The organism is Marivita hallyeonensis, from assembly GCF_900129875.1.
Taxonomy (GTDB): domain Bacteria; phylum Pseudomonadota; class Alphaproteobacteria; order Rhodobacterales; family Rhodobacteraceae; genus Marivita; species Marivita hallyeonensis.
The window spans coordinates 39073-58416 of sequence record NZ_FQXC01000001.1 but is presented as its reverse complement, the minus strand read 5'-3'; the positions used below and the strand labels follow the sequence as shown (position 1 = coordinate 58416).

18 protein-coding genes and 1 riboswitch are annotated in these 19344 nt (G+C 58.3%); of the genes, 13 read left to right on the top strand and 5 right to left on the bottom strand.

The genetic code is table 11. From position 1 onward, the window contains the following. Nucleotides 1-369 precede the first annotated feature (369 nt). From BUA42_RS00275 to BUA42_RS00215, 13 genes are all read left to right on the top strand, one after another. Nucleotides 370-2685: a serine/threonine-protein kinase gene (locus BUA42_RS00275; protein ID WP_072775720.1), complete on the top strand. Its 2316-nt coding sequence runs from the start codon at nt 370-372 to the stop codon at nt 2683-2685. A gap of 34 nt (nt 2686-2719) precedes the next feature. Next, nucleotides 2720-3559 carry an FHA domain-containing protein gene (locus BUA42_RS00270; protein ID WP_072775719.1) on the top strand — a complete coding sequence of 280 codons (840 nt, stop codon included), beginning with the start codon at nt 2720-2722 and terminating at the stop codon, nt 3557-3559. Then, nucleotides 3543-4535: a PP2C family protein-serine/threonine phosphatase gene (locus BUA42_RS00265; protein WP_084066048.1), complete on the top strand. Its 993-nt coding sequence runs from the start codon at nt 3543-3545 to the stop codon at nt 4533-4535. The genes BUA42_RS00270 and BUA42_RS00265 overlap by 17 nt, the downstream gene beginning before the upstream one ends. Further along, nucleotides 4535-5821 carry a GTPase gene (locus tag BUA42_RS00260; protein WP_072775718.1) on the top strand — a complete coding sequence of 429 codons (1287 nt, stop codon included), beginning with the start codon at nt 4535-4537 and terminating at the stop codon, nt 5819-5821. Before BUA42_RS00265 ends, BUA42_RS00260 begins: the two co-directional genes overlap by 1 nt. A gap of 132 nt (nt 5822-5953) precedes the next feature. Further along, the gene (locus tag BUA42_RS00255) at nt 5954-8128 is read left to right on the top strand and encodes a dynamin family protein (protein ID WP_072775717.1); all 2175 of its coding nucleotides are present in this window, start codon (nt 5954-5956) and stop codon (nt 8126-8128) included. Next, nucleotides 8125-9201, top strand: a complete 1077-nt coding sequence (locus BUA42_RS00250) for a dynamin family protein (RefSeq protein ID WP_084066047.1) — start codon at nt 8125-8127, stop codon at nt 9199-9201. Before BUA42_RS00255 ends, BUA42_RS00250 begins: the two co-directional genes overlap by 4 nt. Before the next feature lie 94 nt (nt 9202-9295). Next, complete coding sequence (locus BUA42_RS00245) at nt 9296-9628, top strand: hypothetical protein (RefSeq protein ID WP_072775715.1); 333 nt, start codon at nt 9296-9298, stop codon at nt 9626-9628. Nucleotides 9629-9631: 3 nt separating this feature from the next. Next, nucleotides 9632-10417, top strand: a complete 786-nt coding sequence (locus BUA42_RS00240) for a hypothetical protein (RefSeq protein WP_072775714.1) — start codon at nt 9632-9634, stop codon at nt 10415-10417. A 429-nt stretch (nt 10418-10846) separates the two neighbouring features. After that, nucleotides 10847-10959: riboswitch (guanidine-I (ykkC/yxkD leader) on the top strand. 91 nt (nt 10960-11050) lie between these two features. Then, nucleotides 11051-12109, top strand: coding sequence for a putative urea ABC transporter substrate-binding protein (locus tag BUA42_RS00235; protein WP_072775713.1), 1059 nt, complete (start codon nt 11051-11053; stop codon nt 12107-12109). A gap of 23 nt (nt 12110-12132) precedes the next feature. Then, entirely contained in the window at nt 12133-12945 is an 813-nt protein-coding gene (locus BUA42_RS00230; protein ID WP_072775712.1) for an ABC transporter permease, read from the top strand. Continuing rightward, on the top strand, nt 12942-13709 hold the full coding sequence (locus tag BUA42_RS00225; RefSeq protein WP_072776655.1) for an ABC transporter ATP-binding protein: 768 nt from the start codon (nt 12942-12944) through the stop codon (nt 13707-13709). The genes BUA42_RS00230 and BUA42_RS00225 overlap by 4 nt, the downstream gene beginning before the upstream one ends. Beyond that, nucleotides 13690-14934, top strand: coding sequence for an agmatinase family protein (locus BUA42_RS00220; protein WP_072775711.1), 1245 nt, complete (start codon nt 13690-13692; stop codon nt 14932-14934). The genes BUA42_RS00225 and BUA42_RS00220 overlap by 20 nt, the downstream gene beginning before the upstream one ends. Beyond that, nucleotides 14924-15343 (top strand): hypothetical protein, encoded by a 420-nt coding sequence (locus tag BUA42_RS00215; RefSeq protein ID WP_072775710.1) that lies wholly within the window; start codon nt 14924-14926, stop codon nt 15341-15343. The genes BUA42_RS00220 and BUA42_RS00215 overlap by 11 nt, the downstream gene beginning before the upstream one ends. Before the next feature lie 56 nt (nt 15344-15399). Here the strand turns inward: BUA42_RS00215 and BUA42_RS00210 are convergent, their stop codons facing one another. From BUA42_RS00210 to BUA42_RS00190, 5 genes are all read right to left on the bottom strand, one after another. Next, nucleotides 15400-16212 (bottom strand): class II aldolase/adducin family protein, encoded by an 813-nt coding sequence (locus BUA42_RS00210; RefSeq protein WP_072776654.1) that lies wholly within the window; start codon nt 16210-16212, stop codon nt 15400-15402. 106 nt (nt 16213-16318) lie between these two features. Continuing rightward, nucleotides 16319-17890 (bottom strand): GMC family oxidoreductase, encoded by a 1572-nt coding sequence (locus tag BUA42_RS00205; protein WP_072775709.1) that lies wholly within the window; start codon nt 17888-17890, stop codon nt 16319-16321. Between the two features lie 21 nt (nt 17891-17911). Further along, the gene (locus BUA42_RS00200; protein WP_072775708.1) at nt 17912-18436 is read right to left on the bottom strand and encodes a twin-arginine translocation signal domain-containing protein; all 525 of its coding nucleotides are present in this window, start codon (nt 18434-18436) and stop codon (nt 17912-17914) included. Nucleotides 18437-18456: 20 nt separating this feature from the next. Then, complete coding sequence (locus BUA42_RS00195; RefSeq protein WP_072775707.1) at nt 18457-18852, bottom strand: VOC family protein; 396 nt, start codon at nt 18850-18852, stop codon at nt 18457-18459. Between the two features lie 109 nt (nt 18853-18961). After that, on the bottom strand, nt 18962-19255 hold the full coding sequence (locus tag BUA42_RS00190) for a ribbon-helix-helix domain-containing protein (protein ID WP_072775706.1): 294 nt from the start codon (nt 19253-19255) through the stop codon (nt 18962-18964). Between the last annotated feature and the right edge of the window lie 89 nt (nt 19256-19344).

Here is a 19344-nt window from a genome sequence, read left to right as displayed (position 1 = left end):
GACAAGGTATTGCCATAATTGGTGAGGCCGATCCTCTAAGTCTTTTGCAACTGAGAGTTTGAACTTACCTCTAAGCTCGAGTTTGGCAGAGTTGCCAAATCTCAAAGCCGCTCTTCTAGGAAATTTTCCGTCTTTTGATCTCTAATTCAATAGTTTGGAAGCGACCCACCATTGATCTATCCACTGCTCAACTGACCTTGCCGACCGATGGCGTTTGGCTGCTATTCTCACGCAACCATCTCAACACTTTTCTCTTGCTGTCGCAGAAACACCTGAACAATGACAATGTTTTGTCGTGTTCTCATTTTAATTGAATCATGGTTACGCAATGTGAGCGGTCAACTGAATACTTCTTGAAAAGAGATGAAAATGGGTAATGCGAAGCAGAAAGAGTACGAAGGTCACGAGAGTTATCTCGATGAGCTTGCTCCGGGAACTGAATTGCTTCAGGGGCAATATCGAATCGTCAAGTTTTTGAATTCAGGTGGCTTTGGAATTACCTATCTGGCCTCCGATAGCCTGGATAGAAAAGTCGTCATCAAGGAGTGTTTTCCGTCTTCGTTCTGCAACCGCTCCCGTACGATTGTGAAAGCGCGGTCGCGCGCTCACTCGCAAGAGCTGCGCTCTGTCGTCCAGCTCTTCGTCCAAGAAGCCCGCAGCCTCGCAAAGCTCAACCATCCAAACATCGTGGGCGTGCACCAGGTTTTCGAAGACAATGAAACGGCCTACATGGTCCTTGATTTCGTCGAAGGGCGCGATCTTCTCGATACGCTCGAAGACCCGAACCACGGCCTCAACGCCGCGCAGATCAAGGGCATCCTGAAGGATGTGCTTGGCGCCGTGCAGTTCATCCACGACCAGGACATTCTGCATCGCGATATCTCGCCCGATAACATCCTGCTCGACGCTGATTTGCGCCCGGTTCTGATTGATTTCGGTGCGGCACGTGAAGAAGCAACCAAGAAGAGCCGTATTCTTTCAGCGATGCGGGTCGTCAAGGACGGGTATTCCCCACAGGAATTCTACGTTCAGGGGAGCGCCCAATCCCCGTCCAGCGATCTCTATGCTCTTGGTGCCACATTCTATCACCTGATCAGCGGAGAAATCCCGCCCAACAGTCAGGCCCGTCTGGCCGCAATCGCCGCCGGTGACGCGGACCCGTACGAGCCGCTGGTTGGCCGTATCAAAGGGTTCGAAAACAAGTTTCTTGCCGCCATCGACAAATCACTGGGAATTCTGCCCAAGGATCGTGTTCAGTCCGCCGAGGAATGGCTCGACATCATGGAAGGTGGCCGTCGCAAGTCGCGTGTCGTCACACAGCAGGTCCCGATCTCCTCTGCAGCCGCAGCGACCGCCGAGTCGGAGAAACGTTCAAAGCTGGTTCCTCTGATGGGCTCCGTGGCCGTCATTGCTATCCTCGCAGTAGGCGGGCTGGCAGTAACAGGGCAACTTTCCATGCCGGGTGATGCACCCTCGGTTTCCGAGGTGCGGACTGCAGCACCTGCTGCAACGGTTGAGACAGAGGTCGCAGACGGGTCCAACCCGGAAGTCGCCAGTGTCACGGAAACACCTCAGCTTGCCGCTGTTTCTGAAACGCCTGTGCAAGAGACCGTCATCGCGCAGACAGAAGACGTCGTGACGGTTGCACAGCCGGAGGAAGAGGCTCAGATCGAAAGCGCTGCCGCCGATATTCCGGCTGCGGGTGGCACTCTGAACGCACCCGAGGACAACACGGTCACGGACGCGGCAACAGACAGCGTTGTTGCGGAAACCTTGGTCGAGCAACAACCCGTCGAGCTCTCACGCGTTGCGCCGACGGTCGAATTTGTCGACGTGCCGCAGTTGACCCAAATTGAAGAGACAACGGAAACGCCGTTGTCGGCCATCACACCCATCGCGCCGCTTGACATTGTCGTTGCGGATGCACTGGTGATCCCTCCGGCGACGGGTGGCGAAACAGCTCCTGTTCTCGATCCCCTGGACGAAAGCCAGCGCCAGGCTGCGTTGGAACAAGTCACGCCGGAACCTTCGGTAGAGATCGCGTCGTCGGAAAGCACCGCAGCGACCATTGAGACAGAGACGGCAGCAATTGCAGTTGAAGATGCTCCGATTTCCGCTGACGAGCTCAATACCTCTGTGCAGACAACGTTCCGCGTCGATCTGCCGTTCGTTGGAGAAGACGGATCAAATGTCATCCGCGAGGCCGCAATCGTGTCCCCGGTTTGGGTTCGTCCCGGTGCGCGTGTCCTCGAAGTCAACGGTGTCGCGGTTTCTCAGATCTCCGATATCGACACCCTAGCCGAAGGTATCGCACAGGCGGGTCAAGAAAGCATCGCTTTGGAATTCACGGTGCTCTCCGCCGATGAAACCACGACGTCGACACATGATTGGACAGTTCCCGTTCTGCATGACACGGCACTTCCAAATGGCACGGTCTTTCAAACCCGTCTGATTGACGGTGAGCCGCGAACGACCGTGAAGGCGGTACCGAGCGCCGAGAGCGAGTTGCAGGTTGGTGATGAGATCGTCGCCTATGTGCCGACTTCGGAAAAGATCGGGGATCAAGACAGCTTGCGCCGCATCCTGTCCCGCGAATTGGCACAAGGCACCGAACAACTCAGCTTCGCAGTGACGCGTGACGGGCAAATGTGGGTCGTGTCGATGACCCATGCCGAAGGCATGTAATTCCGACGAAGTGAGCGAGAAGAAAGGCAGATCCATGAAATTTATCAGAGACATGATGTCCCGCAAATCCAAGTCGGCAGCAACTGCGTCAGATGACGCCCCTGCCTTTGACAAGGTGGCTGGACGCACCGAAGCAGATACACAGCCGGCCGTTGACCACACATCCGAGGTGCATCGCACAGCGAAAATCAAAGTTGTCGACGAACTGCCGAAGGCGCAGAAATCCGAAGAGACAACCACTTCCACAGGTGACAGCGACGGCGTTCTCGCCAAAGCCCGTGCAATGGTCGCAGAGGACGCGCCGAAGCCTGCGGTGAACATATGGGACATCGAAGACGAGAACGAGACAGAGCCAATGGCTATGCCTGCGCCGTCTGCTTCTGCAAATAGGCGTCGTCGCAACCAGACGCGAGTGCTCGGGTTCGATAGCAGCGCGTCCGATGTGGTTTCCCTGTTTGACGAAGCGCCGAAAGCAAAAGCTGCAGAGCGCACGCGCTTTCCGGTCGGCTGGATTCTGGTGGCCGAAGGTCCCGGGCGCGGTGAGTGTTTCACGCTCGAGGCAGGTATGTCGCAAATCGGACGCGGAGAAGACCAGGCGATCCAGCTTGATTTCGGCGACAACTCCATCTCGCGCAGCAATCACGCGGCAGTCGTCTACGACACCGAAACGCACAGTTTCATGCTCGGTCACGGCGGCAAGAAAAACATAGTCCGTTTGAACGGGCAGCCGGTCATCTCGAACGAGACGCTCAAGGCGGGCGACAAGATCAAGATCGGCGAGACTGTATTGTACTTCGTTCCCCTGTGCTCGGAGAGCTTCAACTGGTCTGACAACGACAATTCTGAGGAGAACGATGATGTGGCGATCGCCTAAACCAAGATTCGATGTGGCGTCAGCGATTTGCCTCGGCGGTCGCGACTATCAGGAAGACGCGATCGTCACCGACTTTCCGTTTGGAACGGACACCGGTGTCGTTGTTCTTGCCGATGGAATGGGCGGACACGCAGCCGGCGATGTAGCCTCCAAGCTCATCGTGACGGAAGTCTTCAGTGAATTGAAGTTCCAAAGCGCGAACTTCGTTCAGCAAGAGCGGCATATTCCCGACCTGATGGGAAAGGCCGCCTCTGACGCGAATTCATCGGTACGCGACTACATCCGGTCGAATCCGAAGACTCGCGGTATGGGCGCGACACTTGTCTCGCTCATTCTGGTCGAAAACCGGATGTTCTGGTTGTCGATCGGCGACAGCCCGCTCTACCACCTTCGCTCCGGGAAACTGCAGCAGCTTAACGAAGATCATTCCATGGCGCCTCAAATCGACTTCATGGCGAAGCAGGGCTTGATCGACGAGGAAGCGGCGAAAAACCACCCGGATCGCAACTGTCTGACGTCGGTTCTGATCGGCGAGAATGTCGCGCGGACAGATTGCCCACGGACGCCATTCGAGCTGAGGGTCGGCGACATTGTGGTCGTTTCGAGCGATGGTTTGCAGTATCTCGAAGAGGCCAAGATCCAGAAAATCCTACAGCGCTACCGCCGTCGCAGCAGCGCAGAGATTGCAGGCTACCTGCTCGAAGCCATCGAAGCCCTGGCAGATCCGGATCAGGACAACGTGTCCCTTGCGGTGATCAAGCTGAACCACAACACACCGATGGAACGGGTGATTGCGCCAAAACCTGTCGACGCGGTTACGGACCACGGGGCCAAGGTAACGCGTGTGGTCAGCTTGGACACTGCAAAGAAGACTGACGAGGTGGCCAACACAGTAAGCGGCCCAACTGATCAGATCGTTTCGGCAAAATCCGGCGGTGAGGAAAACGTCCTTAAAGTCGTAGCTGGAGGCAAGTGATGTCGGCTGAGGGCATAGCACAGGAAAGCCAGAGAAACCTGATCGAAGCGCTCGAGTCCGGACAGTTGTCCGATGCTCTTGTGGCGCAAGGTCAGGACATTCTCGCGCGCATGCAATCTGTGCTTCGCCTTTCGGTCCTTGGTCTTCCCGGGTCGGGCAAGTCTACGTTGTTGAATCTTCTTTTGGGATCACGCGTGATCCCTGAAGGAGTACGGTTGCCAACGCTGAAGATGCAGTACGGCGAGGCACCCAGCGCGAAGTGCACCCTTGCTGACGGAAGCGTCGAAACGTTGAACCACGCCGACTTCGACGCCATTTCGCACTTTCAACCCGCGTTCGTCGACGTGTCGATGCCTCTGCCTGCGCTGAGCAAACTCTCTTTGATGGAAGTGGTTGCCGGAGACGACCCCACCGAACAGCAGCGCGCGGTCGCGTGGGCAGCCAAGCGGTCAGATATCGCGCTCTGGTGCACTACGAATCCAACTCCGCTGGACCAGCAGCTCTGGGCACTCTTGCCAGACCGGCTACTGGATCATTCGTTCTTGATGGTGACCAAGGCCGAAACTGCATCACATGCAAGTCGCATCGACCACGCAAGGAAGATCGGAGAAGAGCTTTTCTTCCAGGCCCTTCCGATCGACGCAGTCGCAGCCGTCGACGCACGAAAGCCGGATGGGACCGTCGACAAAGAGGCGCTGCGCGCCTCCGGCGGCATGGCTCTGATATCAGCGATCCTGCGCGAAGTGGAAAACGGCCAGCGCGCGGCGTCTGACGCGGCTGATGTATTCCTGCGCCAGGTAGATTTTGATCCGACCCGCGTTGCGCAACGCCACATCGAACGCGTGGAGCCAGTATCCACGGCAACCACAAACGAAGCGGTGGCGACGCCAATTGAAGCGCCGACCCCGGTGGCAACGCACTCTTCCAGCAGCAATGTTCCCGATCCGCAGACGTCTATGGGCCCCGCGGCGCGAGCAGCGTGTGCACAGGTCGTAGACCAGCTTGTCGCCGAGGGAGCGGCGCTTGCCGATAGGCTGGCAAGCAACCAGATCACCGACAATGATGTTGTCGAGGTTTCAGTCGACACCGTGACATGGATTGCCGAATACCTCGCCGAGGCCGCCGTTGCGAACGACACCGCCATGCAGCGCACCTGCGAATTGGCGAACGGTGCTGCCGATCTGGTTCAACTCATCCAGCTTGAGAAGGGCGATGATGTCGCGCTCGATGCGCTGAGCCTGATGATCCAACTGAAACAGGAGTTGCAGGCCGAACTCGCCGCGTGAGTTCGCGGAGTGTGTCGATGTTGACCAGTATGAAGAACCCAATGCCCCGCAGCCTCGAAGCCTTGACCGAGTAGCCACTGAACGGGCGGCACGTCGCCGCCGAAACCTGACGAGTAAACAAAGGAGGACAGCATGAGAGCGGAATGCATTCGCGTCGAAGCAAGTGAACCCGTGGCCGCCGATCTTTCCGGGACGCGCCAGGGGATCAAGCGCGGTTTCTCGCAACGTGGTATGGGCAGTCTCCTTGAGCTCAAGGACGATCTTTTCGACGTCCAGCATTCTATTGAGGATCTCAAAAGCTTTGGCGGTGCCGAGGTCGCGAAAAAGGCTGAAAAGCTCATCCGCTCTCTCAAGGATTTCAAACCTTCGATCACGATGATCGGTCAGATCAAGTCGGGCAAAACCTCTCTGGTCAACGCGATGGTCGGGATGCCTGATCTTCTTCCTGCCGATGTGAACCCGTGGACTTCTGTGGTCACGTCTCTGCATCTGAACACGCCGTTGAAAGACGACGATCCACGGGCATCCTTCCAGTTCTTCGACCAGGACGAGTGGGAACACCTTGTCGAAAAAGGCGGACGGCTTGGTGAACTGTCCAGCCGTGCAGGCGCCGATGAAGAGACCCAGAAAGTGCGTGAGCAGGTTCTGGAAATGCGCGAGAAGTCGAAAGCCAGACTGGGCCGGAAGTTCGAGCTATTGCTTGGCCAGACGCACAATTACAAATACCTTGATGACGCGCTGGTCCAACGGTACGTCTGCATGGGGGACGATTTCGGCGATCCCGAAATGCACGATCCCCAGGGCCAATTCGCCGACATCACGAAATCGGCGGATTTGTTCCTTAATGCACCGGGCATTCCGATCCCGATGTGTATCCGAGACACGCCCGGCGTGAACGACACGTTCATGATGCGCGAACAGGTGACAATCAACGCGTTGCGCAGCAGCCGTATATGCGTGGTCGTCCTTTCTGCGACGCAGGCTCTGAACTCGGTCGATCTCGGGTTGATCCGATTGATCGCGAACGTGAAGTCCCGAGAAGTGATCATCTTCGTCAACCGCATTGACGAATTGGCGAACCCGGCAACGGAAGTTCAGGAAATCGAGGAATCCATTCACCGGACTCTGGCAGAGCACAATGGCCCCGCAAATCTGAAGGTTCTTTTCGGATCCGCGTATTGGGGAAACATGGCCCTGAAAGATGAAGTCGATCACATTGTTCCAGACAGCGCCGCAGCACTGGAAGACTATGCTGGCGGTCTTGGACAGCCTGACGCGCCGCAAAGCGCTGCGGGCGTTTGGGAGATGTCCGGAATACCACAGCTGTTTACCGAGATCGGCGATCGCGTCGTCGCGGGCGAGGGCAGGGAAATTCTAAGCTCCGTTCGTCGCCGGGCACTCAACCACCTTCAGGGTCTTCAGGCATCGTGCTCGGTGGTCTCGCTTCGGCTAGACGATACGGAGCTCGAAATGATGGACTCCGATACGCTGGCGCAAACACTTGAACAGAACGAAGAGCGTTTGATTTCGGAACTCGACCGCAAGCTCAATGAGCTGTTCCAAAGCTACGAGCAACGTGTCGATCAGGCGCACAAGCGGTTCCTCGATCGTGCGGTGGAGTCGCTGTTGCACCACCTAGAACGCAAAGGTCAGGAAGAGCTTTGGCAGTATTCACCTGATGGTCTGCGCGTCCTGCTGCGGTCCAGCTACCACATGCTGAGCCGCAAGGCGGAAAAGGCAACGCGGGAAGTGTTTTCAACCGGGTCTGCATCGATCACGGAAACCTACCAGAACATGCTTTCGGTCACATTGGACGGCTTCAAGGTCACACCGCCGGAAGCACCGTCCTTCCCGCCGCCAGCCACATTGGGTCAGACCATTGCCCTGGATATGCAGACCTCGTGGTGGTCTGGTTGGTGGCAGCGCCGCAAAGGGTATCGGTCTTACGCGGACGAGTTCCACAAGCTGATCGAGGCAGAAACCGCGCCGATGATCACGGATATGAAGGTCACCCAGACCGAAGATATTCGCAAGATTGCCATCGCGGAACTGACCGAGTTTCTGGCCGAGCAGCGCAGCATTCTTACGGACGTCAGTCAGAAGTCGCTCATTTCACGGGATGAGTTGAACAACCTCTTCGGAATCACGGAACAACAGGAACGTGACGCACTGTTCGAAATCCTATTCGAGGAATTCGCCGTCGACGACCTCGTGCTCGAAGAAGAGGATAGTCGTCCCAAGCGTCCGGCGCGCCCTACGCGACCGGTTGCCATCACTGAAGTAACCCAGCCTGGAGACCAGGAATGACACCGGTAAACCGCAAACCACGTATTGCTTTGATGGGCGAATTCAGCGCGGGCAAAAGCACACTTTCAAACCTTCTTTTGGGCGCACGGCCGCTCCCCCAGAAAGTGACGGCGACGCGTCTGTCTCCGGTGTGGATGTCCATGGGCACGGGCGATCCGTACCGTGTCGATGTCGATGGCACCGAAGAACCAGTGTCGTTGGACAGGTTGGATGAGATCCCGGTGGATACCACACGGGTGATCCGCCTATTTTTCGAGGCGGAAATCCTGAACCTTTGTGATCTCATCGATTTTCCGGGCATCTCCGATCCCAACATGGCGTCCCAAGTATGGGAGCGGATGCTGGACGAAGTTGATGCCATCGTTTGGTGCACCCACGCGACACAAGCCTGGCGGCAATCCGAAGCTTCGGTCTGGAACACCATCCCCGAGGCTGTTCGTGCGAACTCGATCCTTCTGGTGACGAAGTTCGACAAGCTCACGACAGAGCGGGACGGACAACGCGTTTTGGCGCGTCTTGCAAAGGAAACGGAAGGCTTGTTCGCGGCCACCTTCCCAATCTCCTTGACGTCGGCCCTTGCCGCCGGGGATGATTATGCTGCGTTCGAAGCAAGCGGCGGCATCGCGTTTCTGGAGCATCTGCTGCAACTGATCGAAACGCTGTCAGAGACGACCGCCGATACCGAACAGAGCGTTTTCGCGAGCCACGCAACGCTTCCCGCACCAAGACCAGATGTGACAAGCGTTCGCGATTTGAAACCTGCGATGCCGGTTGAGCTCGAGGAAGAGTACAGCCCAGCCGATGAAGCCACCCAGGATCATGAGACGGAAGTCGCGTCACAAGAGGTGACAGGCCAATCCGAAGATACTGCCCAGCCCAAGCGTATCGTTCCGCGTCGCGTGCGCCCCAAAGGGAGCCCGTCTCCCCGGCCCGGTCCGGGCAGGCGTATGAAGTCAGGAGGTTTCATGGAAACGTCGTCGCCCACGCTCGAATCCGCCGCCCGCGCGATATCGACGAAAGCGTCCAGACTTCGGTCGATCTTCCAGGAATCGCCGGTTCCCGCAGAAGACTGACCTGCACAGCCTCGTCTATTGTTCTCGATGGGACTTTTGTTGTCATTTCGAATGCCTTACTGAAGAAGAAGGGCAACAATGGGGTATGTAAGGCATGGTTCGACAGGCACTGGATGCTGTCTGTGAGACATTCGACGGGTGCGAGACGCTCGCATATGCCGATTTGTCGACCAATCTTGTCCTCGCCACGAACACAACGACCCGCGAAACTCAGGACAGCCTGAACACGCTTTGTGCGGAAGCGACGCTGCTGCTCGACGGCGGAGGTGTCGCGGTGGTCGGAACGCAGTCCGGCTTCCGCATCTTTCTCAGGGACGGAGACACCTCGACCGATGGGTTGATTGGCCTGTGTAACCTGACATCCGACGTCGCACGACTTGTGCCGGCCGCTCAACGCTGCCTCGCCCAGATCGCGTCGGGAGACTGATGCATGACTGACAAGGACACGCTGGCCCGCAAGCTAAATGCGTTGACGTCGCAGGACACGTTCGACGGCAAAGCGTTGCACCTCGGTCGCTCCGGCGAACCGGACAGCCTCGCACGTCTCCTGCAGGGCATCGACGACACGATGCTTGAACGAGACGCCGTTTTCTCTGTCGGAGATATTTCCGCGACCCTGCGGATCAGCGGGAAACGGGTGCATAAGCTGGTTGCTGCCTCCGACGACCTGAACGCGCCAACAGAGGTGCTGAACGTACCCCTCCGCAGTGAGGAGCCAGAGACCATCACGCGTCTCGGTGAGGTGCTGAAGGCCTTGGTTGAAAAAGACGGTATCCTAAAGATCGAACGCCGCCTCGTTCAGGGCGCGCCCGAGAAAACTGGATCTGGCGTCGGAATCCAAGTGCTCTCCGATCACTGGAACGCCGATCCTGCGCCGCGAGTCGCCGCTCCCATGGATCACTTTCTTGAGCACGTCGCGCCGCATGCAACGACGCTGATCGCCCTGACCGACGGTGAGATCGAAACAGTCACCGGCGACGATACCGCGATCGTGCAGTTGCAAGAGGTTCTTGGCCCTGATTGGCAGTCTTTCGAAGACGAACATGCCCGCTTTCTGGCGTCGGACCAAAACATAAACATGCGCATATTGGATCGATTTGGGCCGAACGGGCAGTCGCTGCTCTTCAGTGTCATCGACAATCGCCAATGCATCGCCTTGGTCGGCACTGATGCAGTTCCGCAAATCGTTGCGGCATGGGCGAGTTCTTTGCGATAGGCAAAATGCGTTCGACGCACCTGTAAAAGCGTCTTGGAGCTAGGTCGATTTCTCAAGCCAGATCAGAGCAATCAGGCAATCAGGCTCAAACCATAGATGAATGGCATACACGATAGTTCGAAAAAATACCTTATTAAACGCTTCTAGGACAAATACATCTTCCCTCTTCAGCACACTCGGCTGCGAATAACGGGGTGTCATCCAAGGCAGTTCACGAGAAACAGACTGCAGGATTAGAACACGCGACCTTGGGATCGCGACTTTAGGGCAAAAGCAAAAAGAAAATCAGCCAACGCCAAGTCGGGAAGCCTGCCTGATTTTACGCCAGACACCCACATTTCAGGTGCAATATTGTGCATCTTACTTGATCCGGCTGGTGTGGCAGGTTGGTTTTTCGTGACTCGGATGGCTTTGAAAACATGCTGGGGCGAGCAGCGCATCTAGGGTTCCGCCTCATTCGTTGTTGTGAGGGACTGGTCCGAGAGATGCCGCCGCTGCGGCAAATTCCGCGCGGTACACGGCGGGGCAAAATCCCGGGAGAGCACTGCAGAATGGGTTGTCCGATCTCTCAAGTTCCGCCTCGGGTGCCCTGACACCTGTCCATGGCGGAACGATGCGAGAAGGGGAAATCCCATGTCTGCACTTCGTCATTTCGCGATTGGCGCTGCCGCGCTGTCGATGAGCCTGAGCACACCAGCCTTGGCGCAGGAAAAAACCGACTTCCGTGTCGCGTGGTCGATCTATGTCGGCTGGATGCCGTGGGGCTATCTTGAAGAGTCCGGCATAATGGACAAATGGGCCGAGAAATACGGCATCGATGTCGAGATCGTTCAGATAAACGATTATGTGGAGTCGATCAACCAATACACTGCCGGTGCCTTTGATGGTGTGTCGGCAACGAACATGGACACACTGTCCATTCCGGCTGGCGGGGGCGTGGACACCACAGCCCTGATCGTCGGTGATTTCTCGAACGGCAACGATGCGGTCATCCTCAAGGGCGAGGGCGATTTGGCAAGCCTCGAAGGCAAGCCGGTCAATCTGGTGGAGTTGTCCGTATCTCACTACCTGCTGGCCCTCGCGCTCGATAGCGTCGGTCTGCGCGAAGCGGATCTTGCCAGTGTGATCAACACCTCCGACGCCGACATGATCGCCGCATTCCAGACCGACGATGTTGAGGCGGTGGTCACCTGGAACCCGCTCGTGTCAACCATCCTCGAAGACCCGAACGCCACGAAACTCTTCGACAGCTCTGACATCCCGGGTGAGATCATCGACCTGATGGTCGTGAATACCGAAACGCTTGAAGCCAACCCCGATTTTGGCAAGGCGATGGTCGGCGCATGGTACGAGGTGATGGCGCTCATGGCAGCAGGTGACGAGGCGGTCCTGACGGCGATGGCAGAAGCCTCGGGCACGGACCTTGACGGGTACAAGGCACAGCTCGACTCGACGGAGATGTTCTACGACCCGGCGGACGCTGTCGCCTTCACGCAAAGTGCGGACCTGCCGGCAACGATGGTGAGCGTGGCCGAATTCCTGTTCGACAAGGGCATCCTTGGAGAAGGAGCGCCGTCGGCGGATTTTGTCGGGATCGCCTATCCAGACGGGTCCACCACCGGAGATCCGAACAACGTGCAGTTCCGGTTCGACACCACCTACATGCAAATGGCGGCTGACGGGGCGTTGTAAAGGCGCGCTGCGGGCCGGAAGCGATGAGACTGATCAATCGCCAGCCGGGTGTTGCGCTCAAGGCAGCGCTCATGGCTTTGCCTTTTGTTCTGACGTTCGTCGCTTACTGGATAGGTTCGGAGATCCGTCTGGCGGAGAACCCGTCCGACAAGCTTCTGCCCGCACCGTCTACCATCGCCGCGACGGCGGAACGGCTGTTCACAGAACCAGACCGGCGCTCCGACCGTATCCTGCTTTGGCACGACACAGCCGCAAGCCTGATGCGGTTGTTTCTGGGTGTCGGCATCTCTGCACTGCTGGCCACGATCCTTGGCGTTCTGATCGGGCTTCTGCCGCACGTGCGGGCGACACTAGCGGGGTTCGTGGCTGTGGTGTCGATGATCCCGCCGCTGGCCATCCTACCGATCCTTTTCATCGTGTTCGGCCTTGGAGAACTGTCCAAGGTGGTTTTAATTATCGTCGGTATCCTGCCGTTTCTCATTCGGGACCAGAGCCAGCGCGTTCTCGACATCCCGCGCGAGATGATCGTAAAGGCCGAAACGCTTGGGGCGTCGTCACTCGTCATCGCGCTGCGCGTGGTCCTGCCTCAGCTGCTTCCACGTCTCATTCAGTCTGTCCGCCTGTCACTTGGCCCCGCGTGGCTGTTTCTGATCGCGGCCGAGGCGATCGCGTCGGAGGTCGGGCTGGGCTATCGCATCTTCCTCGTCCGCCGCTTCCTCGCGATGGATGTGATCCTGACCTACGTGCTCTGGATCACGCTTCTGGCCTTTCTGATGGACCTCGCCCTGCGCACCTTGTCTCGCAAGGCGTTTCCATGGACGGAGGCCAGCCTGTGAGCTTTGTCACTGCCGAAAACATCTTCCAGTCTTACGGCGCACGCCCGATCCTCGAACGGGTTAACGTGACCGTCGACGAGGGTGAATTTATCTCGATCGTCGGCGCGTCCGGCTGTGGCAAATCCACCTTTCTGCGGCTGCTTCTTGCGCAAGAACGTCCAACCCGCGGCGAGATCCGCATCGCCGGTGCGCCGCCTGCAGTGGAGCCGGGCCTCGACCGGGGCGTGGTGTTCCAGAAATACTCTGTTTTTCCCCACATGACCGTCCGCGAGAACATCGTTGCCGGTGAAAGCTTCCGCACCACGTGGGGCGTTTTCTCGGGGGCGCACAAGAAAGCCGCGCGTGACCGAGCCGACGACACCCTTGCCCGCATCGGCCTCGACCATGTGGCCGACCAATACCCGGCAACGCTTTCCGGCGGGATGCAACAACGCCTTGCCATCGGTCAGGCACTGGCCGCGAAACCGCGCATCCTGCTCTTGGACGAACCGTTTGGCGCGCTTGATCCGGGCACGCGACTTTCGATGCACGACTTCCTGACCGAGTTGCGCGCCGAGACACGCATGACTGTGTTCATGGTCACGCATGACCTCGAAGAGGGGTTCAAGCTGGGCGACCGCGTTCTCGTCTTCGATAAACCGCGCTGGGATCCCACCGATCCGAATGCCTATGGCGCGACCATCACCTACGATTTTGACGCCCGCGATGGCGGCATCCCGTTCCAACGTATTGAGGAGGACACCCATGTACTTCGCCCCGCCTGACCGAACGCGGTCCCATCACCCCGCCGATCAGCGACATGATGCGCGCCGGTTCCACCATCCTGACCTGACCAAGCTGCAAGGCTGGCGGTCGATGAAGGCCGAAGCTGACCTGCCCGAAGGCCGCTGGGACGAAGAACGTCGCTGGGCGCTGCGCATGGGTCTGACCGGGGCTGACAGCATCGAGGACAAGTCGATCCCCACTTTCGCGCGCGGGGAACTGCCGCATTACGCCGGGATCAACACCTTCCTCAAAGCCCCTTACGCAGAAGACGTGACAGAGGTGAAAGACTATGACGCCACCGTTCTTGGGATCCCGTTTGACGGCGGCACAACCTACCGCCCCGGTACCCGCTTCGGCCCTCAGGGCCTGCGCAAGATCAGCGCGCTTTATACGCCGTACAATTACGAGATGGGTGTCGACCTTCGCGAACAGATGACGCTCTGCGATGCGGGCGACGTGTTCACGATCCCGGCCAATCTTGAAAAGAGCTTCGATCAGATCAGCCGCGCGGTCAGCCACGTGTTTTCGTCCGGGTCGCTGCCGATCATGATCGGGGGGGACCATTCCATTGGGTTTCCCTGTGTGCGTGGGATTGCGGAATGCACGTCAAAGAAAATCGGTATCGTGCATTTCGACCGGCACGCGGACATTCAGGAAAAAGATCTGGACGAGCGCATGCACACAACTCCGTGGTTCCATTCGACCAACCTGCCCAATGTACCCGCTAAGAACCTCGTGCAGGTCGGTATCGGCGGCTGGCAGGTTCCGCGCGAGGCGGTGAAGGTCGCGCGCGAACGCGAGACCAACATCATCACCATGTCCGACATGGAAAAGATGGGCATCGACAAGACCGCCGAGATGGCGCTTGAGATGGCGTGGGACGGGGTGGACATGGTCTACATGTCCTTCGACATCGACAGTATCGACTGCGGGTTCGTGCCCGGGACCGGCTGGCCCGAACCGGGTGGGTTCCTGCCGCGCGAGGCCCTGGCGCTGGCGTCCAAGGTCGCGGCAGAAGGCATCTGCGGCATGGAATTGGTCGAGGTTTCACCGCCCTACGACACATCCGACATCACCGCCCTGATGGGTACTCGTGTGATCGTCGATGTGCTGGGAAGCCTCGTCGCGTCCGGCAACCTTGGCAAGCACAAGGCTCATATCGACAAGCCCGTCACCATCCCGCACGGAGAATTCCAAGGAAAGCGCTGGTCCAATGCCACATGACATCGTGAACGGCCATATCGGCCACAATCACAGCCACGACCATCTGCACAGCCATCTGCCATCCGAGGATGAGGCAGCCGAGCTTCAGGTCCTCGCGACCCAGTTCATCGATGGCTTTATCCAAGCCGCCGACAAAATGTCTTACCTCCGCTTGGCCGGAGTTCCCCTAGAACTCGACTCTCCCTGCGGCGGACCGACACTGAAGCTCGTCGATGTAAGCCTTACCACAGAATGGCAGGTCGGAACCGCCTCGCCTTCATTCGGATCGCGTGAATTGAGCTACCTGCCCTATCCTGGTGAAATGGTGACAGAGCGTACCAATATGAGCTTCGTTTACGTTTCACTCGACTCCAAGGACGTTTTGGACCTGCGCACCTTCTTGCACAGGAAGCACTCTCATACGCCTTAGTGGCGTGCGCCTTTTCCCAACACTGACCCCGCCTTCAAGCCGTTTGGCCAATGCGATTAGTCGAACATATCGGGCTGATCTTCGGTCAACTGATTCCAGATCGTCTGGAAGTGAAGCCACCCGATGTAATCGCTGCCGACGTGTTCACGGCTGTAGCGGGCGCGGTCATCGGGGATGCGGATCGGGTCGATCCCGCTGGCCGCGATTGCCAGTTGTTGCTGGCAGCATCGTTCGAGGGCGATGAACCAGAATGCGGCGCTGTCGATGGAGTGGCGTGAGGCGGTGAGCAAGCCGTGGTTCTGATGCAGCGCGGCTTTGACGCCTTTGAATGCCTTTGCGACGTCCGACCCTGCGTGGTTTTCAACCGCGACTTGCCCGCCCTGTTCACCTATGACCACGTGATCTTCGAAGAAGGCGCAGGCGTCCTGCGTGATGGGGTCGATCGGTCGGCCCGTTGCGCACCATGCGGTGCCATAGGTGGTGTGCGCGTGGCACATGGCGATGATGTCGGGATGTTCTTCGTGGACGTTGGCGTGCAGCACGAAACCCGCGCGGTTCACGGCATAGTCGCCTTCGATCACGGTGCCTTCATGATCGACGAGGATCAGGTTCGACATCTTCACCTTGTCGAAATGCACGCACATCGGGTTGGTCCAGTAGAGCTCTGGGCGTTCCGGATCGCGCACGGTCAGGTGTCCGGCAAAGCCGTAGTCAAACCCTTGAAGCGCGAAGGCGCGGCAGGCCGCGACGAGGCGCTCTTTGCGATACTGACGTTCTTCGGCCAAAGACGCGAATTCCGGAATTTCAGGAAAGATCAGCCCTTCCTGTTCAGGCTGGTAAATCGAAACGCGGTTACCAAGATCAAGCATCGCTCTGATCGCCCCCTTAAAGCTGTATATGAGATACGCCATATCGCGAAATGCGCCCGGCGTCACGTGCCGCACGCCCCCGGTGGATGCCGGGGGCGCGTGAGGTTCAGATGTTCTGCGCGCTCATTTCGCGGGCGATGTGATCCGCCTGACGGATGGCCAGCGCCACGATGGTGAGCGTCGGGTTTTCCGCAGCACCTGTGGTGAATTGCGATCCGTCCGAGATGAACAGGTTCGCAATGTCATGCGTCTGGCCCCACTTGTTGACCACCCCGTCGCGTGCATTTGCTGACATCCGGTTGGTGCCAAGGTTATGCGTCGACGGATAAGGCGGGGTCGGGAACGTGCGGGTTGCGCCCACCGCCTCGTAGATCGCCTGACCCTGCTTGTAGGCATGGTTGCGCATCGCGATGTCGTTCGGATGGTCGTCGAAATGTACGTTTGCCACCGGCAGACCGAACTGATCCTTCACGTCATGGTTCAGCGTCACGCGGTTGGTTTCCTGTGGCATGTCTTCGCCGACAATCCACATCCCAGCCATGTTCTCGTACTGGTCAAGCGCCGAGGTGAACTCGCGGCCCCAGCCACCCGGATCAAGGAAAGCCGCCATAAAGGGCAGACCCAGCGACAGGGTTTCTAACTCGTAGCCGCCGACAAAGCCACGCGACGGATCATGCTTGGCTTCATCCTGAATGATGCCGGCCATCGTCGTGCCGCGCCACATCTTCACCGGTTTGTCGAACACACCGTAGACGGACCCGGTCATGTGCCGCATGTAGTTGCGCCCGACCTGACCCGAGCTGTTGGCGAGACCATCCGGGAACATCGCCGAGGCCGAGTTCAAAAGCAGACGGGGGCTTTCGAAGGAGTTGCCCGCAACGCAGACAATCCGCGCTTTCTGCATCTGCAGAGTGCCATCCGCGTCGTAATACTCGACCCCTGTGACCTTCCCCGCATCGTTATGCAGGATGCGCGCCACGTGGCTTTGTGGCCGCACTTCAAGATTGCCGGTTGCTTCACCTTCGGGGATGTCGACATAGCCCGCCGACCACTTCGCGCCCCACTTGCAGCCCTGGAAGCAGAAGCCGGTCTGCTGGCAGGGGATGCGGTCGCCGTCGTCACGCGTCTGGATCGCCATGCGGCCGGTGTGAACTTCGTCATAGCCCAGCGCCTTGGCGCCTTTCTCGAACACGAGGTAGTTGTTGCTACCGGGAAGGCCGGGACGATTGCCGGTACGGGTCACGCCCAGCTTGTCTTCCGCCTTGGTGTACCACGGTGCCATCTCTTCGGCGTCGATCGGCCAGTCGAGTAAAGACGCGCCCTGCACGTTGCCGTAGGTGGTCGCGGCTTTCCACTCATGCTCTTGGAACCGCAGAGACGCGCCCGCCCAATGCTGTGTCGTGCCGCCAACGGATTTCACGATCCATGCGGGAAGACCGGAAAAGTCCTTCGCCACGCGCCAGTCGCCCGACGTCGTGCGCGGGTCGAGCCAGGCAAGCTGACCAAAGCTTTCCCACTCGTCGTTGATGAAATCCTCGGGCAGATGGCGACCGCCCGCTTCCAGCGCGACGACGCTTACGCCTTTCTGGGCCAACTCATTGGCCAGCACACCGCCGCCCGCACCGGTGCCGATGATGACGACCACGTTGTCGTCGTTCAGATCAAATGGAGCTGCCATAAGTCTGTCCTCCCTTATGGCTCAAAGCCAGTTGATGTCGTTGAAACCGCGGTCGATATAGCCGCCCTGGCTAAAGCTCTCGCCCTCGTAGCCAAAGATCGGCCAGACCGCTTTCTGGTTGTAAAGGCCCGTCACCAGACCGCCGCGGATCTGCTGGAAGAAAGCGCTATCCTCCATGCCGCGCAGGATATCGACGCGATCGCGCTCCCATCCGATGGCGAGGTAGCTATCAAAGCCTTTGCCCTGCGCCGCAGCGTCCAACGCTGCGATCCCCGCCTCGATAGCGTCTGCCGCGTCGGCGGTGTCGTAGCCCTTCACTGCAAGCACATAGTACTCGTCGGCCACCTGATCGTGCGGATAGATATCGCGTGCCATCTGCACGAGCGTCGCCATGGTTTCCGGCTGTAGCGCCGCGGTTTCCATTGCCCAGGCTCCGTTCGGCGCTGCCAAGAAGCCTGCGCCAACGACAAATGATGCGCCCGCGGCGGTTGCGCGCGACAACAACTGGCGTCGCGTCATCCCTTTGGGATTTGCTGTATCGGACATCGCTGTTCCTCCCTGTGATGTCATTTGAAACGGCCACCGCGCTCGAGCACCTCGATCTGGTACCCGTCAGGGTCGGCCACGAAGAAAAACCGCGCGATGACGTCACCTGCGGGTGCGAATTCCACGAGTTTTCTTGGAGACAAGCCTGCGGCTTCGAAGCGCGCATGTTCTGCATCGAGATCGGCAACCGAAACGGCAAGATGGCCATATCCGTTGCCCAGATCGTATGGCTCCGACTGGCCTTTGTTCACGGTCAGTTCAAGCTCGAACTCGGTTTCCGGATTGCTGAGATAGATCAGTGTGAAATCCGGAAAATCGAGCCGGTCCGCAACTTTCAGGCCGAACGCCGTGTCGTAGAACTGAACCGACCGGTCCTCATCAAGAACCCGGATCATCGAATGGATTTGCTTGGCCAAAGTGCGCTCCTGCAATCAAGTGTCGTTGATGGCAGGGTAGCGAGGGTCAAAAGCGACCGGGTAGTATGCCTTTACTACCCGCGCAGTTTTTTCGCGGATATCTTTCGCCTTACTCGGCCGCGATTGCCGAGGCGTGACGGGTGTCAGAAAGTTCCATGAATTTCAGGCACGCACAGCGCAGGAGGGACGTAAAATTGGACGGCTCGCCACGGCGCTCCAGCACTTCGGAGTGCAGTGTCGAGATGAAAATCGGTGTTGTCACCCCATCGCGCGCAGCAATGTCGTCGAGTGTTCGCCAGAACGCGTTCTCGAGTCGAATCGACGTGCTTTGGCCATTCAGACGAAGGCGCCGCGTCGTGCAGGTGTATCGTTCGGGATCCTGTCCCGCGAAAACTTCACACATCGGTACCTCCCATTCGTCTGATGTGAGACTGTCGAATTTCGTATACGAAATGTGACATTGAGTCTAGAACCAACGAGAAAATGATGATC

Coding starts and splice junctions, on each gene's coding strand:
- BUA42_RS00275 (WP_072775720.1), top strand. CDS start 370: ATGGGTAATGCGAAGCAGAAAGAGTACGAAGGTCACGAGAGTTATCTC.
- BUA42_RS00270 (WP_072775719.1), top strand. CDS start 2,720: ATGAAATTTATCAGAGACATGATGTCCCGCAAATCCAAGTCGGCAGCA.
- BUA42_RS00265 (WP_084066048.1), top strand. CDS start 3,543: ATGTGGCGATCGCCTAAACCAAGATTCGATGTGGCGTCAGCGATTTGC.
- BUA42_RS00260 (WP_072775718.1), top strand. CDS start 4,535: ATGTCGGCTGAGGGCATAGCACAGGAAAGCCAGAGAAACCTGATCGAA.
- BUA42_RS00255 (WP_072775717.1), top strand. CDS start 5,954: ATGAGAGCGGAATGCATTCGCGTCGAAGCAAGTGAACCCGTGGCCGCC.
- BUA42_RS00250 (WP_084066047.1), top strand. CDS start 8,125: ATGACACCGGTAAACCGCAAACCACGTATTGCTTTGATGGGCGAATTC.
- BUA42_RS00245 (WP_072775715.1), top strand. CDS start 9,296: ATGGTTCGACAGGCACTGGATGCTGTCTGTGAGACATTCGACGGGTGC.
- BUA42_RS00240 (WP_072775714.1), top strand. CDS start 9,632: ATGACTGACAAGGACACGCTGGCCCGCAAGCTAAATGCGTTGACGTCG.
- BUA42_RS00235 (WP_072775713.1), top strand. CDS start 11,051: ATGTCTGCACTTCGTCATTTCGCGATTGGCGCTGCCGCGCTGTCGATG.
- BUA42_RS00230 (WP_072775712.1), top strand. CDS start 12,133: ATGAGACTGATCAATCGCCAGCCGGGTGTTGCGCTCAAGGCAGCGCTC.
- BUA42_RS00220 (WP_072775711.1), top strand. CDS start 13,690: ATGTACTTCGCCCCGCCTGACCGAACGCGGTCCCATCACCCCGCCGAT.
- BUA42_RS00215 (WP_072775710.1), top strand. CDS start 14,924: ATGCCACATGACATCGTGAACGGCCATATCGGCCACAATCACAGCCAC.
- BUA42_RS00210 (WP_072776654.1), bottom strand. CDS start 16,212: ATGCTTGATCTTGGTAACCGCGTTTCGATTTACCAGCCTGAACAGGAA.
- BUA42_RS00205 (WP_072775709.1), bottom strand. CDS start 17,890: ATGGCAGCTCCATTTGATCTGAACGACGACAACGTGGTCGTCATCATC.
- BUA42_RS00200 (WP_072775708.1), bottom strand. CDS start 18,436: ATGTCCGATACAGCAAATCCCAAAGGGATGACGCGACGCCAGTTGTTG.
- BUA42_RS00190 (WP_072775706.1), bottom strand. CDS start 19,255: ATGTGTGAAGTTTTCGCGGGACAGGATCCCGAACGATACACCTGCACG.